17 protein-coding genes and 2 pseudogenes are annotated in these 13,560 nt (G+C 60.4%); all 19 read left to right on the top strand.

The features are described from left to right. Position 1: 1 nt before the first annotated feature. The 19 genes and pseudogenes from BW43_RS07055 (at position 2) to BW43_RS29355 (ending at position 13,514) form a co-directional block, all read left to right on the top strand. The gene (locus tag BW43_RS07055) at positions 2-208 is read left to right on the top strand and encodes a phage head-tail joining protein (protein WP_032889620.1); all 207 of its coding nucleotides are present in this window, start codon (positions 2-4) and stop codon (positions 206-208) included. Beyond that, on the top strand, positions 208-1,689 hold the full coding sequence (locus tag BW43_RS07060; protein ID WP_032889619.1) for a phage portal protein: 1,482 nt from the start codon (positions 208-210) through the stop codon (positions 1,687-1,689). Before BW43_RS07055 ends, BW43_RS07060 begins: the two co-directional genes overlap by 1 nt. Beyond that, positions 1,686-2,816, top strand: a complete 1,131-nt coding sequence (locus BW43_RS07065) for a head maturation protease, ClpP-related (RefSeq protein WP_032889618.1) — start codon at positions 1,686-1,688, stop codon at positions 2,814-2,816. Before BW43_RS07060 ends, BW43_RS07065 begins: the two co-directional genes overlap by 4 nt. Beyond that, the gene (locus BW43_RS07070; RefSeq protein ID WP_032889617.1) at positions 2,813-3,151 is read left to right on the top strand and encodes a head decoration protein; all 339 of its coding nucleotides are present in this window, start codon (positions 2,813-2,815) and stop codon (positions 3,149-3,151) included. The genes BW43_RS07065 and BW43_RS07070 overlap by 4 nt, the downstream gene beginning before the upstream one ends. A 63-nt stretch (positions 3,152-3,214) precedes the next feature. Then, positions 3,215-4,210 (top strand): major capsid protein, encoded by a 996-nt coding sequence (locus tag BW43_RS07075; protein ID WP_032889616.1) that lies wholly within the window; start codon positions 3,215-3,217, stop codon positions 4,208-4,210. Positions 4,211-4,212: 2 nt separating this feature from the next. Next, positions 4,213-4,533: a hypothetical protein gene (locus BW43_RS07080; protein ID WP_032889615.1), complete on the top strand. Its 321-nt coding sequence runs from the start codon at positions 4,213-4,215 to the stop codon at positions 4,531-4,533. Then, complete coding sequence (locus tag BW43_RS07085) at positions 4,530-5,186, top strand: hypothetical protein (RefSeq protein WP_032889614.1); 657 nt, start codon at positions 4,530-4,532, stop codon at positions 5,184-5,186. Before BW43_RS07080 ends, BW43_RS07085 begins: the two co-directional genes overlap by 4 nt. Further along, entirely contained in the window at positions 5,179-5,697 is a 519-nt protein-coding gene (locus tag BW43_RS07090; RefSeq protein WP_032889613.1) for a hypothetical protein, read from the top strand. Before BW43_RS07085 ends, BW43_RS07090 begins: the two co-directional genes overlap by 8 nt. After that, positions 5,694-6,269, top strand: coding sequence for a phage baseplate assembly protein V (locus BW43_RS07095; RefSeq protein WP_032889612.1), 576 nt, complete (start codon positions 5,694-5,696; stop codon positions 6,267-6,269). The genes BW43_RS07090 and BW43_RS07095 overlap by 4 nt, the downstream gene beginning before the upstream one ends. A gap of 46 nt (positions 6,270-6,315) precedes the next feature. Further along, the gene (locus BW43_RS07100; protein ID WP_032889611.1) at positions 6,316-6,513 is read left to right on the top strand and encodes a hypothetical protein; all 198 of its coding nucleotides are present in this window, start codon (positions 6,316-6,318) and stop codon (positions 6,511-6,513) included. A 5-nt stretch (positions 6,514-6,518) separates the two neighbouring features. Further along, positions 6,519-6,845 (top strand): GPW/gp25 family protein, encoded by a 327-nt coding sequence (locus BW43_RS07105; RefSeq protein ID WP_032889610.1) that lies wholly within the window; start codon positions 6,519-6,521, stop codon positions 6,843-6,845. Further along, entirely contained in the window at positions 6,842-7,729 is an 888-nt protein-coding gene (locus tag BW43_RS07110; RefSeq protein WP_032889609.1) for a baseplate J/gp47 family protein, read from the top strand. The genes BW43_RS07105 and BW43_RS07110 overlap by 4 nt, the downstream gene beginning before the upstream one ends. Next, positions 7,726-8,331 (top strand): phage tail protein I, encoded by a 606-nt coding sequence (locus tag BW43_RS07115; protein WP_032889608.1) that lies wholly within the window; start codon positions 7,726-7,728, stop codon positions 8,329-8,331. The genes BW43_RS07110 and BW43_RS07115 overlap by 4 nt, the downstream gene beginning before the upstream one ends. Continuing rightward, positions 8,328-9,149, top strand: a pseudogene (locus tag BW43_RS29370) (phage tail protein); the annotation flags it as partial. The gene BW43_RS07115 and the pseudogene BW43_RS29370, both read left to right, overlap by 4 nt. A gap of 1,272 nt (positions 9,150-10,421) precedes the next feature. Beyond that, positions 10,422-11,105 (top strand): phage tail assembly chaperone, encoded by a 684-nt coding sequence (locus BW43_RS29365; protein ID WP_256226734.1) that lies wholly within the window; start codon positions 10,422-10,424, stop codon positions 11,103-11,105. 100 nt (positions 11,106-11,205) lie between these two features. Further along, positions 11,206-12,381: a phage tail sheath family protein gene (locus BW43_RS07120; protein WP_032889607.1), complete on the top strand. Its 1,176-nt coding sequence runs from the start codon at positions 11,206-11,208 to the stop codon at positions 12,379-12,381. A 13-nt stretch (positions 12,382-12,394) separates the two neighbouring features. Next, positions 12,395-12,898: a phage major tail tube protein gene (locus BW43_RS07125; RefSeq protein ID WP_032889606.1), complete on the top strand. Its 504-nt coding sequence runs from the start codon at positions 12,395-12,397 to the stop codon at positions 12,896-12,898. Positions 12,899-12,911: 13 nt separating this feature from the next. Next, positions 12,912-13,181, top strand: a pseudogene (locus BW43_RS29360) (phage tail assembly protein); the annotation flags it as partial. 27 nt (positions 13,182-13,208) lie between these two features. Next, positions 13,209-13,514: a phage tail assembly protein gene (locus BW43_RS29355; protein WP_032890022.1), complete on the top strand. Its 306-nt coding sequence runs from the start codon at positions 13,209-13,211 to the stop codon at positions 13,512-13,514. Positions 13,515-13,560 lie beyond the last annotated feature (46 nt).

The following is a 13,560-nucleotide window of genomic DNA, read 5'->3' as shown; positions in this document are numbered from 1 at the left end:
TATGTCGTTTACCCCCAAGCACCTCGAAGCCATCGAGCGCGCCATCGCACGCGGTGAAAAAACCGTGCGCTACAGCGACCGCACGGTGGAGTACCGCTCTATCGACGAACTGCTCAAGGCCCGCGACGAGATCCGCACGTCGCTGAGCCAAGCCGCCGGGCCGCGCTCTCGCGTGATCCGGCTCACCCATGGAGGCAAGGGAATCTAATGGCCCGACATTATCCGACGCTGACCCGTAACGGATTCTTGCTGCCGTCGAATATCAAGGCCAGTTACGAAGGCGCCGGTGAGGGCCGCCGCTCGGCCAGTTGGGAAGCCACCGAAAACGGCATCAACAGCATCAACACCCCAGCGCTGCGCAACCTGCGGGCGCGCTCGCGGGCGGCGGTGCGCAATGACCCGTATGCGTTCAACGTCATCGACAAGCGCGTCAGCAACCTGATCGGCACGGGCATCACGCCCAGGCCGACGACTGAAGACGCCGATCTGCGCAAACTCCAGCAGCAGCTTTGGGATGACTGGGTGGACGAAGCGGACGCCGATGAGTTGACCGACTTCTACGGCATGCAGGCACTGGTGGCGCGCACCGTGGAAACGGCCGGCGAGTGCTTTGTGCGGTTGCGACCGCGCAGCCCCAGTGACGGTTTGGCGGTGCCGCTGCAGCTGCAGGCGTTAGCCCCTGAGTTTGTCCCACACGACAAGTTCGAGACGGCCAAAAACGGCAACGTGATCCGCGCCGGGATCGAGTTCAACCCGGCCGGCAAGCGTGTGGCTTACTGGATGTACTTGTCGCACCCACGCGACTCGTCGTCGTTGAATGCGGGTTACAACCAGTTGGTGCGTGTGCCGGCGGCGCAGGTGCTGCACATCTTTGAACCGATGGAACCGGGGCAGTTGCGCGGCGTGCCGCGTTTGGCCCCGGTGCTGAAGCGCCTGCGCAGCCTGGACAACTACGACGACGCGGTGCTGTTCCGCCAGGAAGTAGCGAACCTGTTCGCGGGCTTCATCAAGCGCCCTGCGCCGGACGCTGTGCAGCAGCCTCGCGATCCCACTACTGGCATGCCATTGGTCCTTGATCGCGACGGTTTCACGCCGATGGTGGCCTTGGAGCCCGGCACCATGCAGGAGCTGGCACCAGGTGAAGAGGTGGAGTTCTCCAAACCACCGGACGCCGGAAACAACTACCCGGACTTCATGCGTCAGCAGCTGATGGCTGCGGCGGCAGGTTCGGGCACGCCTTACGAGATCCTCACCGGCGATATGCGCGAGGTCAACGACCGGGCGCTTCGGGTGGTGCTCAACGAGTTTCGGCGCCGTTTGGAGCAACTGCAATTCGGCGTGTACGTGCATCAGCTGTGTCGCCCGGTGCGCGCTGCCTGGATGGACATGGCGGTATTGTCCGGCGCCCTGGTGCTGCCGGACTACGCGCAACGCCGCCGCGAATACCTGCGTACACGTTGGGTGCCGCAAGGCTGGGCCTACATACAGCCAGTCCAGGACGTTCAGGCGCGGCGCATGGAAGTGCAAGCGGGCTTTGGTTCACGCAGTGAGATGTGTCTGCGCAACGGTTACGACGCGGAAACCATCGACGCTGAAAACGCTGCCGACCTCGCTAGGTCCACGGATCTCGGCCTCAACTACACGACTCTTGATGCCATCGAGCCTATTGATGACAAGGAACAACCATGAGCAAAAAAGCCAAGCCCCGCGTTTATGACAAGGCGGGCAAGCAGGTCAAGGTCGCCGACAAAAGCTGGTACACCCTCCAGGCCAGCGGCGAGGCTGAGCAACGCAATATCGAGATCTTCGTGTACGGCGAGATCGGCGCCTGGGGCGTCACTGCCAATCAATTCGTGCAGGATCTGCGCGCCATGGATGACGGCGCGTCCCCGGTGATAGTCGCGTTCAACAGCATTGGCGGTGATCTCTTCGACGGTCTCGCGATCCACAACGCGTTGTCCCGGCTGGGCGAGCGCTGTACGGGTCGTATTGATGCCCTCGCGGCGAGCGCGGCCAGTGTTGCGGTGTGCGGCGCTCACCGGGTAGTGATCGCGGCCAACGCCATGCTGATGATCCACAACCCCTACACCTTCACCGGTGGAGATTCTGAAGACTTCCGCCGCGTCGCCGATGTGCTGGACCAAACGCTGGAAGCAATCATCGCTGCCTACAAAGCCAAGGCGCCCGACATCGACGAAGCCGAGCTGCGGCGCATGGTCAACGCTGAAACCTGGCTCACGGCCAACGAAGCGGTGGCGCTGGGCCTGGCCGATGAAGTGGGTGACGGCCTCAAGGTCAGCGCCTGTCTAGGCCAGGGTAGCGTCCTGCAGCGTTTCCAGAATGCCCCGCCTGAATTGCTCGCCCAGTTGGATGAAGAGCCGGAAGTAGAACCGTCTGAGCCAGATCCAGCGCCCGTGTTGGACGCGGCCAAGCTGGCGCTTATGGTCACACAGGGATGTGCAGCGGCGGGCATCAGCAACCTGGTGGAGCCATTGCTTGCTACCACAAAGCTGGAAAGCGAAGCCGTGGTCCAGGCCGCGCTGACCAAGGCCAAAGCGCTGCACGGCCTGTGTGTCGCGGCGCGCCTGCCTGAGCTGACCGGTGAGTTCGTCTCGGCGGGGCTGGATGAAGCCGCAGTCCGCGCGCGCTTGTTCGACAAGCTGGTGGGCAGCGGCGGTGGCTTTGAAATCAATAACAGCCTGCCGCTGGACGACGACCCCGCACCCACGGTCAAGGCCAAGCAGGTCGACAGCCAGTCAATCTGGGCCAGCCGTCAGGCGGCACAGAACGGTAACTCGAAAGGAGCAAGAGCATGAAAATTGAATCGATGCACGCAGGCGAGTTCCTGCTGTCTGAGGGCGCTGGCAATATTTCCCGCGAAGCGATCAACGTCGCTGCCGGTGCCGCGCTGGAACCCGGCCAGATCCTGGGCCTGGTCACGCTCACCGGTGAGTTCGCGCCGTATCAGCCAACCGCCGAAGACGGTACCGAAAACGCCATCGCGATCCTCTACGGGCCGCTGGGCGAATCTGACGTGCCGCGCCGCGGTCGTGCCATCGTGCGCTTGGCTGAGGTCAGCGAAGCGCATTTGACCGGCCTCGACCCAGCCGCCGAGAAGGCCCTGGCTACCCACTTCGTGATCGTCCGCTAAGACGCTCACCCTGTTTATCCATCCCGCCGAGTGCGGGATTTTTCGTTTCTGGAGAGTACCCCCATGGCCGAGATCGCCATTTTTGAAGACGATGCGTTCAGCGTTTCCTCGTTGACCGCTGCAATCAATGACCAGGAATACCTGCCGGGCCGTATCAGCAGCCTTGGCCTGTTCCGCGAAGAGGGGATCAGCACCCTGACCGTACAGATCGAGAAGGACGGCGACACCCTGGCTCTGGTGCCGTCGGGTGAGCGTGGCACTTCGGGCATGGTGGTCGGTGCGCCCAAGCGTCAGTTGATTCCGTTCAACACCGTGCACCTGCCGGAACGCTTCACCATCAAGGCCGACGAGATCCAGGGCATTCGCGCCTTCGGCACGCGCACCGAATTGCAGGCCGTGCAGGACGTGGTCAATAAGCGCCTGGCGAAAGCTCGCCGCCAGTTGGATGCCACCCACGAATTCCAGCGTATGGGCGCGTTGAACGGCCAGGTTCTGGACGCCGATGGTAAGACGGTCCTGTTGGACATTTATAAATCTTTCGGCGTGAATCGCCAGAAGCTTCAGATGGGCTTGAACAGTCCAGACACCGAGCTGCGGGTCAAATGCGGCGAAGCGTTGGACATGCAAGAGGAAGCCCTCGGCAGCGTCACTAGTAGCGGCTCCCGCGCAATGTGCGGCAAGAACTTCTGGAACAAGCTCATCGTGCACAAGTCGGTCAAGGAGACCTACCTCAACACCATGCAGGCCGCATCTCTGCGTGGCGATGCCCGTGAAAGCTTCGAGTTCGGCGGGATCGTCTGGGAGCGTTATCGCGGCAAGGTAGCGGGTGTTGCTTTCGTCCACGACGATAAGGCCCTGCTGATCCCTGAGGGCGTGCCGGATCTGTACATCTCGTGCTTCGCGCCGGCCGACTACATGGAAACGGTCAACACCCAGGGCATCCCGTACTACAGCAAGATCGAGCCAATGCAGTTCGGCAAGGGCGTGGCCGGTGAAGCCCAGTCCAACCCGCTGCACCTGTGCACACGACCTCGGGCGCAAATCCTGCTGGAACTCTGACCGTGGCCTTCCGCGAGCTGATCGACGACATCGACGACGTGGTGTTCGACACTTTGGGCGACAGTGCCCTGATCGAGGGCCGCGCCGAGCCGGTACTAGGCATGTTCGCGGCGCCCTGGAAAGCGCCGCAGTTCGGCAAGGTCCACACCGGATTACGCGAGCCTCGCTTTGAGATTCGCGTGAAAGATTCGGACGGCCTGAGCAAGGGCCTGCGGGTCACCATCGACTTGCCGACACTGGACGGCGGGGGCGACTACGACCTGCTGCAGCTGGAGCCCGGTGGCGATGGCCTGGTTGCCCTGATTTTGAGGAAGCGTCCATGAGTGTCGGCACTTACGTTCAGCACAAGCGCGACAGCGGGATGATCAACATTCAGCCGTCAGCGGTGCATTCCCAGGCCTTGCGCGAGTTCGGGCAGTTGGTGCCCAAGGCTGCTGCAGCGGCTCAGCGGCGTGCAATCAACAAGACGCTGGGCTGGCTGCGTACTCATATCGCAAGGGCCGTGGGCAAGCAGGAACGCATCGCCATCGGCGCCGTCCGGCAACGCCTACGGGCTTACCCGGTCAGCGGCGGGGCGATGCGCGGCAAGTTGTGGTTTGGGGTCAACGCCATCGAGGCCAGCCGGGTCGGCAAGGCTCGGCAAACCCGCGCCGGCGTCTCGGTGGCGGGGCGGCGTTATCAGGGGGCGTTCTTCAAGCAAGTGTATGGAAGCAGTCCTGACATCTGGATCCGCACGTCGAGCAAGCACTTCAGCGCCTCGGACTACCCCGGCAGCACTCAGGGCCGGCGCAGCTCGGGCTTTATCGCGGAGAGCGACAACCGCTTCCCACTGGCGAAAGCCAAGGTCTCGCTGGACCAGGTGCGACCGCACTTCGACAGCTGGGTGAAACGCGCTGACGAGCGCTTGCTGGAGATCCTCAAGCAAGAGCTCAACTTTGAACTGCAGAAGTACCTCAAGGGGACCGCCCGTGTCTGATCAACCTTTTAGCCTCGAAAGGCTGTATGAGGCCATTGAGCAGCACCTGCAGGAGAAATTGCCGGGGATCCAGGGGGCATCGTTCTGGCCGGATCTGTCAGCTGACACCAGCATCCCCACGCCTGTGGTGCTGCTGGAAATGGCCGAGATGGAACCCGCACCGGATATCGGTACCGGTGAAACCTCGCTGACCTGCAAATTCGAGGCGCGGATCATCGTCGATTCGATCAGCGGAGATCCGCAACGGCAGGCCGTGCAGTTGGCCTCCCAACTTGCGGTGCTTCTGCGGGGGCAGAGCTGGGGGTTGGAAGTCGACTGCGCCGAGTTCGTGCGCTCCACCCAGGACTGGACCAAACCCGAACTGGACGGCTACTTCGTCTGGCTTGTGGAATGGGACCAGACGGTTTACCTGGGCGCTGAGGAATGGCCTTGGCCGGATGAGCCGCCGGGCTCGCTGGTTATCGACTTGGGACCGGGCGTTGGGCAGATCAAACCGGAGGATCTGCAATGAGCTACCCCAGTGCCCAGCATGACCGCATGATCGCCTCGATGGTGATGCCTTGCGTGGTGGTGGCGGTGGATCTGACCACCGCCATGGTGCGTGTGCAGTCGGGTGACTGGACCAGCGCCTGGGTGCGTTGGCACAGCCAGGCGGCAGGCAAGGCGCGCCACTGGCGGGTGCCGAGCTTGAAAGAGCAGGGCGTGTTGATCAGCCCAAGCGGTGAGCCGGCGATGGGTACCTTCATCCCTGGCTTGTACGGCAATGCAGGCGCCCAGCCGGACAACCGCGACCACGTCGAGGTGTGGCGTTTCGACGACGGTGGTTCGTTGGTCTACGACTGGCAGGCCCATAGCTACACCATCGACCTGCCTGCCGGCAGCGTGACGGTAAAGGTCGGCGGGTCTGTGCTTGAGATGACGCCGGACAGTACGCGCTTGGTGTCGGGCGAGATCAACCTGGTGGGCGCGGTCACCATCGACGGTGCAACCCAGATCAACGGCAAGTTGAATACGACCGGCGACATTTACGGTGCCGGCAAGATCATTGATGCCGGCGGTAACTCGCCGAACCACAAACATTGATTACGACCCGCCCTGTGCGGGTTTTTCGTTTTAGGAGCATTTGTTGATGAGCAAGAACAAAGCCGATGGTCAGGAAGATGCACCGCCTGGCCGCGTTTTCCGCGACACGCTTTACACCTCTCGCACCTTGGTCTTTGCCGATGGCAGTACTGCAGCGGTTGCCAAGGGGCGTGTGACAGCCAGCAGCGATGAGCAATTCGCGCAACTGCAGGCGCATCCGGATCTGGAACTGCTGAAGGAGTAATCCCGATGATCGGAATGGATCGCCACACCGGCAAACCGCTGTCCGGTCTCGACCATCTCCGGCAGTCCATTAGGGACATTCTCGGGACGCCCGTGGGCAGTCGACGGATGCGACCCGAGTACGGCAGCCAGATCCGGCGCTTTGTCGACCTGCCGGTTAACGCCGGTTGGAAGAGTGCGGTGCAGGCCGAGGTGGCTCGCTCGTTGGGGCGCTGGGAGCCGCGACTGAAGCTGGAACAGGTGCAGGTCGTTGCCGTCGTCAACGGCCGCATCGACTTCAAGTTAACGGGTGAGTACCTGGGCGAAAGCCTACTGCTGGAGGTGTCGGCATGAGCACGGTGGATTTATCGGCGTTGCCGGCGCCGCAGGTGCTGGAGTCGCTGGACTACGAGGCGCTGTACGAAGAGGGCCTTGCCGCTTTTCGCGAGTACATGGGCGATAACTGGTCCGCCGCGCTGGAAAGCGACCCAGTGGTCAAGCTCGTCGAGCTGGGCGCCTACGGCAAGATGCAAAATCGCGCACGGGTCAACGACGCGGCCAAGGCGCTGATGTTGGCTTACGCGGAAAAGGAAGATCTGGATCAGCTCGCGGCCAACGTAAAATTGCAACGGCTGGTGATACAGCCGGCCAACCTGTTGGCGGTGCCGCCGGTCGAAGAAGTTAAAGAGTCTGACGACGCCCTGCGTGAGCGTATCCAGCTGGTCTACGAAGGGCTGACTACAGCAGGCCCCCGTAACAGCTATATCTTCCATGCACGCAACGCTTCGGCGCTGGTCGCCGATGCAGCGGCAGAAAGCCCATCACCCGCTGTCGTGGTAGTGACCGTACTAAGCCTGACCGGTAGCGGACTGGCTGATCAATCATTGCTCAACACGGTGCATGCCAAGCTCAGCGACGACAACGTCCGGCCGGTGGGTGACCGCCTCATCGTGCAGAGCGCCGAAATCCTGAACTATCGGGTTGATGCCGTACTGCACATGCAAGGCGCTGGACCGGAAAATGACGCCATCCTGGCCGAGGCAACCCGGCGGCTTGCTGTCTGGATCAACCCGCGCAAACGCTTGGCATTGGAAGTTGCTCAATCTGGTGTCAACGCCCAGTTGCACATCAGCGGTGTTGGCCGGGTAGAGCTGAAGAACTGGAAAGACCTCAAACCCAGCAAATCCCAGGCGGCGTATTGCACAGGCTACAGCGTCGTTCTTGGTGGCACATCATGACCAGTTTACTGCCGCTGAACAGTACGCAGTTGGAGCGCGCTATTGAGGCCGCGCTAGTCGAGAAAACCGCTATTCCTTTGCGCACGCTGTACAACCCGGACACCTGCCCGGCGCACCTGCTGCCGTGGCTGGCCTGGACGTGGTCGGTGGATCGTTGGGACAACAAATGGTCCGAAGCAGTCAAGCGTTCGGCCATCCGCTCCGCGTTTTACGTGCACGCGCACAAAGGAACCATTGGCGCCCTGCGTCGGGTGGTGGAACCGCTCGGTTACCTGATCGAGGTGCTGGAGTGGTGGCAGACCACGCCCAAGGGTATTCCCGGCACCTTCGCCTTGAAGGTAGGCGTGCTGGACACCGGCATTACCGAAGAGATGTACCTGGAGCTGGAGCGCCTGATCGACGACGCCAAGCCCGTCAGCCGCCCCTTGACCGGACTGGCTATCAGCCTCGAAACCCAAGGCGCCATACACATCGGTGTCGCTCTCTATGAGGGCGACGTAATCGACGTCTACCCACCCGTGCAGCGTGACATTGACGTCACCGGTTACATCGGTGTGGTCGGGCGCGAACACAGCATAGACACTCTGGATGTTTACCCATGATTGATCGCAACTCGCAATTTATGGCGATCCTCACCAACGTGGGGGCCGCGAAGTTGGCAAATGCCAATGCCTTGGGGATTCCCTGGAACCTGACACAGCTCGGGGTAGGGGATGCCAATGGCACTGATCCTATGCCCAGCGCAACACAGACCAAGCTGATCAACGAGCAGCGACGTGCGCCGCTGAATCAACTGCGCGTTGATCCGGTTAACGCGGCCGTCATCATTGCCGAGCAAGTAATTCCAGCAGACGTTGGTGGTTGGTGGATCCGCGAGATCGGCTTGTACGATTCGGACGGTGACCTGGTTGCAGTTTCCAATTGCGCACCTAGCTTTAAACCTGCGCTGGATCAGGGTTCAGGCCGTACGCAAATTGTGCGGATGAACTTCATTGTCTCTAGCATCAGCAATATTGTGCTGAAGATCGACCCGGCAATTGTTTTGGCGACCCGCGAATACGTTGACCTGTCGATTACTGAGGCGCTCAACAAGCAGGACTTCAAGCATTCGGTACTCGTGGCTACCACTGCGAACATCGTCCTGAGTGGCCTACAGACTGTCGATGGCGTGGCGCTAGCTGCAGATGACCGCGTACTGGTGAAAGACCAGACTCAGGCGAAAAACAACGGTGTTTATGTTGTCCCGGCAGCCGGTGCGTGGAAGCGCGCTCAGGATGCTGACGCTAGTGTCGAGGTGACACCGGGGCTGTTCGTCAGCGTCGAGAAAGGTACTACAAACGGCGATAGCGTTTGGCAGCTCGTGACAGATGCGCCGATTGTACTTGGCACCACTGCGCTGACCTTTGAAGTGGTTGCCGGTCGCACGGGTATTGTCGCTGGCACCTACCGCAGCTTGACGGTGGACAAGCTAGGCCGCGTTATTGCTGGTACGAACCCCACTACTCTTGCTGGGGCAGGCATTACTGATGCTATCTCGTCCACGCCACAGGGTGTTCTTACTGGGGCAATTGCTGATGTTGCAAAGCATGATATCGGGATTTATTCCGGCCCTACGACCGACAAGCCCACAACTGGCGGTCTTTACGTGCGGTGGAAGTATCCCGGCGCAAATCCATTGGCGTTCGATCTTTATGCTCACATGGCCAGCGGCGCGGACACTTTCGGATTCAGGCGAGTAGGTGCGGACGGAGTTTATATCTGGCGTGAGGTTTATCACTCCGGCAACTTTGACCCGTCTTCAAAAGCCGATAAGTCGCAGCTTGGAACGGCTGCTGCCCTCACAGCGACAACCACAACGTCAGACACTACTGCGGGGCGCGCTCTTAGAGTTGCCGACTTTGGTTTGGGCGGAGCAAGCGCACCCGGTGTTACTGGCGGTGATTGCAACAGCATCGAAGCGACAGGGGTTTACTCTATTGCTGGAGCCACCTTGAACGTGCCTTTGGGTGCGGGCTCTGGATCCATGCTCTTCCATATGAACTACTCGTTGGCTACGGGGAATCGGACGGCGACCCAGGAGATAGTTACAAGGGGCATTCCCGCCCGGAAGTTCTGGCGTGCGCGTGTTGTTGATGTCTGGGGTGGCTGGGTTGAAGGGGCTACGACCGGCGTAAACAGCAGCATTACCGCCCTTACAGGCCTGACTACACGACCTTCGTTTGGGGGGAACTTGGCGTGGGACGCGGGGAACTTCGACCCGTCGTCGAAAATTAACAAAGACCAATCTCAGGCAGTCGGTTTTTTTGGGGGAGCTAAGACTGCGCCTTACCTCCTGCACGCTGACGGGACATTTGTTTATTTGCAGGTTGATCGGCCCAAAGATACCGCCCTACTTACGGCAAATGGCTGGAGTAAGAACGCAGACACCGGCGAAATTATTCAATGGTGTGAATACGCTATCGGCGACGCACAAGGTGCTGCCAGCTCTATCGCTGTGACTTGGCCTTTTCAATTCCCAACACAATGTCTAAACATCCGAACGAGCTTTAGAGTTGCATCAGGTTCGCCTAGCCGGATGGTTGCGTCGTCATATCCTCTTACTCTTAGTGGCACCACGATCCTACTGGAAGAGGCGACGACTGCGGTTCAATCAGGACTTGTTTTGATGATCGAAGTAAGGGGCAACTAGGCAATGATAATTTTCTACAGTGCAAAGCAAAACGCGTTCTTCAACGATGTTTTTCACGGCACTCGGACTATTCAGATTTCCGATCCCGAGTGGATACGACCAACCATATCTGTTCCCGACCCGGAGTGGACTCACCCAAACATTTCAGTGCCCAATCCGGCGTGGTTTGAGGGGGAGGAACCCGATGCTCAAACTGAGCCTGAAACTGTTTTGATTCCTGACCCTGATGCAGTGCATCCAATGATTGAGGTGCCGGATGAGCAAGCCTCGGCCCCGCTCATTACCGTACCCAACCCCGCATGCTTGCTTCCACCTGAGTCGGAGCTTGTCGACGTATCGCAGGACGAGCATGACGAGATATTCCGAGTGCTTGCGCTCGGCGGCTCGGTGCTTGCGCCTGGTAAAAAAGGGCGCCCAGGTACAGCTCCAGCGCCGCCGCCGACAGAGGAAGAGCTTAAAAGCCGTGAGCGTGCAATCCGCGACCGTGCGCTGCTGCTCACTGACCCGTTGATCTCGCGTCACCGAGATGAGGTAGAGGCCTCGCGGCCAACAACTCTCACTGCTGAGCAGTACACGCAGTTGCAGGGCTACCGACAGGATCTGCGGGGCTGGCCTGAATCGGTGCACTTCCCAGCAGTTGGGTACAGGCCAGAGCAGCCGGTGTGGCTGGCTGAGTTGATTCAATAACGCCCGGCACTTACCGGGCGTTTTCTTTCCCGGTTCACGTAACAAAGCATATTCCCATGGCCTCGCATTTGCGGGGCTTTTTCGTTTCTGGAGTTCAGCTATGAGTACTGCAGGTGGTTTTTTTCACGGCGTCACCGTGACCAACGTCGACACGGGCACGCGACCTATCGCCGTGCCGTCGTCGTCCATCATTGGCCTTTGCGACACCTTCACCCCTGGTCCTGATGCCAGTGCCTTGCCCAATCAACTGGTGCTGATTACCCGCGAGAGCGAAGCCATCGCTGCCTGGGGCGCAGAAGCTGCAATCACCAAAGCGGTGCAGGCCATCTACGTTCGCTCCAAGGCGGTGATCGTAGCCTGTGGCGTGGCGAAGGTGGCAGACGCCGCCGCGCAGACCACGGCCATCATTGGCGGCGTCCTGGCGAACGGCACGCGCACTGGTATGCAGGCGCTGCTCGACGGCAAGAGCCGATTCAACGCGCAGCCCCGCTTGCTGGCCGCACCCAAGCATACCGCGACCTTGCCCGTCGCCACGGAGCTGGTGGCGCTGAGCGAAAAGCTGCGTGCCATGGCGATCATCGACGGACCTAACACCACCGACGAAGCCGTCATGGAGTACCGCGAAAACTTCGGCAGCAAGCGCGTGTTCCTGGTCGACCCCGGCGTGCAGTACTGGGACACCGCACTCAGTGCCACCGTCGATGCACCAAGTTCTGCCTGGGTGGCCGGACTCTTCGCCTGGACCGATTCGGAGTACGGCTTCTGGGCCTCGCCTTCGAATAAGGAGTTTGCCGGCCTCACCGGTACCGGGCGGCCTATCGAATTCCTCGACGGCGACGAAACCTGCCGGGCCAACCTGCTCAACAACGCCCAGATCACCACGATCATCCGGGATGACGGGTATCGCCTGTGGGGCAACCGCACCTGTTCCAGCGATCCGAAGTGGGCGTTCGTTACCCGCGTGCGGACCATGGACATCGTCATGGACGCGATTCTCTACGGCCATAAATGGGCTGTTGACCGCTCGATCACAAAGACCTACGTCAGCGACGTCACGAACGGCCTGCAGGCCTTTATGCGTGACCTAAAAAATCAGGGCGCGGTGATCAACTTCGAGGTGTTCGCTGACCCGGAGTTGAACACGGCCAGCCAGCTGGAGCAGGGCAAGGTGTACTGGAACATTCGTTTCACCGACGTGCCGCCGGCAGAAAACCCCAACTTCCGGGTCGAGGTCACCAACCAGTGGCTGACCGAAGTTCTCGACACCAACGCATAAAGGAGAGCCCTCGATGGTTCCGCAAACGCTCTACAACATGAACGCCCATATCGATGGCCTCAGCTTCAACGGGGAAATCACCAGCCTAACGCTCCCCAAGCTCACCTTGAAAACTGAGGAACATCGAGCTGGCGGCATGGATGCCCCGGTGGAGATGGATCAGGGCATGGAAAAACTGGAGGCCAGTTTCGCTGGCAAAGGTGCGCGGCCCGAGATCATGAAGTTTTACGGCCTGGCCGATCAGACTGCGTTCAACGCGGTGTTCCGGGGTTCCTTCAAAGGCCAGAAAGCCGCGACTACGGCAGTGGTCGCCACCCTGCGCGGCATGCTCAAAGAGATTGATCCAGGCGACTGGAAAGCCGGTGAGGCCGGTGAGTTCAAGTACGCCGTGGCGGTCAGCTACTTCAAGCTCGAAGTCGGCGGCCGGCTGATGTACGAGATCGATCCAATTAACTGCGTCCGGGTTATCAACGGTGTCGATCAACTTGCCAGCGTTCGCCGCGACCTGGGCTTGTAAAGGAATTGCTCTCATGAAAAAACTGAAACCACTGCCTTCCTGGCTCATCATTGAGGCGGATAGCGCGACCATCACTTTGACGCGGCCCAGCGATGTTAACGGCGTGAAGGTCGACCAGCTGACCCTGCGCGCGCCGCTGTTGCGCGAGGTGCGCGCCTCTGACGCCATCAGTGGCAATGACGCTGTGTTGCGCGAAGTGACTTTGTTCGCCTCGCTGTCTGATGCCGGCACCAAGGACATCGAAGGGCTCAAACTGACGGACTATGCACGGGTACAAACCGCGTATTCGCGGTTGATCTTGGACGCGGGTATCCCTGAGAAAAAAGACGAGACCCCGACTTGGTTGGTCGTTGGCACCGACGGCGCCATCGTCACGCTGTCCAAAGCGTATGACTTCAAAGACATGAAGCTCGACCGCCTGCCGTTGCGCGCCCCCACTGTGCGCGACGTGCGGGCCGCGACCTCGGCGTCCAATGGCGACGACGAGCAGCGCGAGACCATCCTCCTGGCCGACCTGTCTGAATCCGACACCAAGGATCTGGAGGGGCTCAAGTTGACGGACTACCAGCGGCTGCAAGCCGCCTACTTTCGCCTGGTGCAGGACGACGGGGTTTAACGCCGAACTGCAGAAGCAGGTCGCGAAGCGCTTGGCGACGCAGTAT

Source organism: Pseudomonas sp. RIT357, assembly GCF_000632245.1.
In the GTDB taxonomy this organism is placed as follows: Bacteria; Pseudomonadota; Gammaproteobacteria; order Pseudomonadales; family Pseudomonadaceae; genus Aquipseudomonas; species Aquipseudomonas sivasensis.
This window is presented reverse-complemented; position numbering and strand designations above follow the sequence as displayed.

What these genes read in the sequence shown, in the direction of transcription:
- BW43_RS07055 (WP_032889620.1), top strand. Translation starts at nt 2, where the DNA reads ATGTCGTTTACCCCCAAGCACCTCGAAGCCATCGAGCGCGCCATCGCA.
- BW43_RS07060 (WP_032889619.1), top strand. Translation starts at nt 208, where the DNA reads ATGGCCCGACATTATCCGACGCTGACCCGTAACGGATTCTTGCTGCCG.
- BW43_RS07065 (WP_032889618.1), top strand. Translation starts at nt 1,686, where the DNA reads ATGAGCAAAAAAGCCAAGCCCCGCGTTTATGACAAGGCGGGCAAGCAG.
- BW43_RS07070 (WP_032889617.1), top strand. Translation starts at nt 2,813, where the DNA reads ATGAAAATTGAATCGATGCACGCAGGCGAGTTCCTGCTGTCTGAGGGC.
- BW43_RS07075 (WP_032889616.1), top strand. Translation starts at nt 3,215, where the DNA reads ATGGCCGAGATCGCCATTTTTGAAGACGATGCGTTCAGCGTTTCCTCG.
- BW43_RS07085 (WP_032889614.1), top strand. Translation starts at nt 4,530, where the DNA reads ATGAGTGTCGGCACTTACGTTCAGCACAAGCGCGACAGCGGGATGATC.
- BW43_RS07095 (WP_032889612.1), top strand. Translation starts at nt 5,694, where the DNA reads ATGAGCTACCCCAGTGCCCAGCATGACCGCATGATCGCCTCGATGGTG.
- BW43_RS07100 (WP_032889611.1), top strand. Translation starts at nt 6,316, where the DNA reads ATGAGCAAGAACAAAGCCGATGGTCAGGAAGATGCACCGCCTGGCCGC.
- BW43_RS07105 (WP_032889610.1), top strand. Translation starts at nt 6,519, where the DNA reads ATGATCGGAATGGATCGCCACACCGGCAAACCGCTGTCCGGTCTCGAC.
- BW43_RS07110 (WP_032889609.1), top strand. Translation starts at nt 6,842, where the DNA reads ATGAGCACGGTGGATTTATCGGCGTTGCCGGCGCCGCAGGTGCTGGAG.
- BW43_RS07115 (WP_032889608.1), top strand. Translation starts at nt 7,726, where the DNA reads ATGACCAGTTTACTGCCGCTGAACAGTACGCAGTTGGAGCGCGCTATT.
- BW43_RS29365 (WP_256226734.1), top strand. Translation starts at nt 10,422, where the DNA reads ATGATAATTTTCTACAGTGCAAAGCAAAACGCGTTCTTCAACGATGTT.
- BW43_RS07120 (WP_032889607.1), top strand. Translation starts at nt 11,206, where the DNA reads ATGAGTACTGCAGGTGGTTTTTTTCACGGCGTCACCGTGACCAACGTC.
- BW43_RS07125 (WP_032889606.1), top strand. Translation starts at nt 12,395, where the DNA reads ATGGTTCCGCAAACGCTCTACAACATGAACGCCCATATCGATGGCCTC.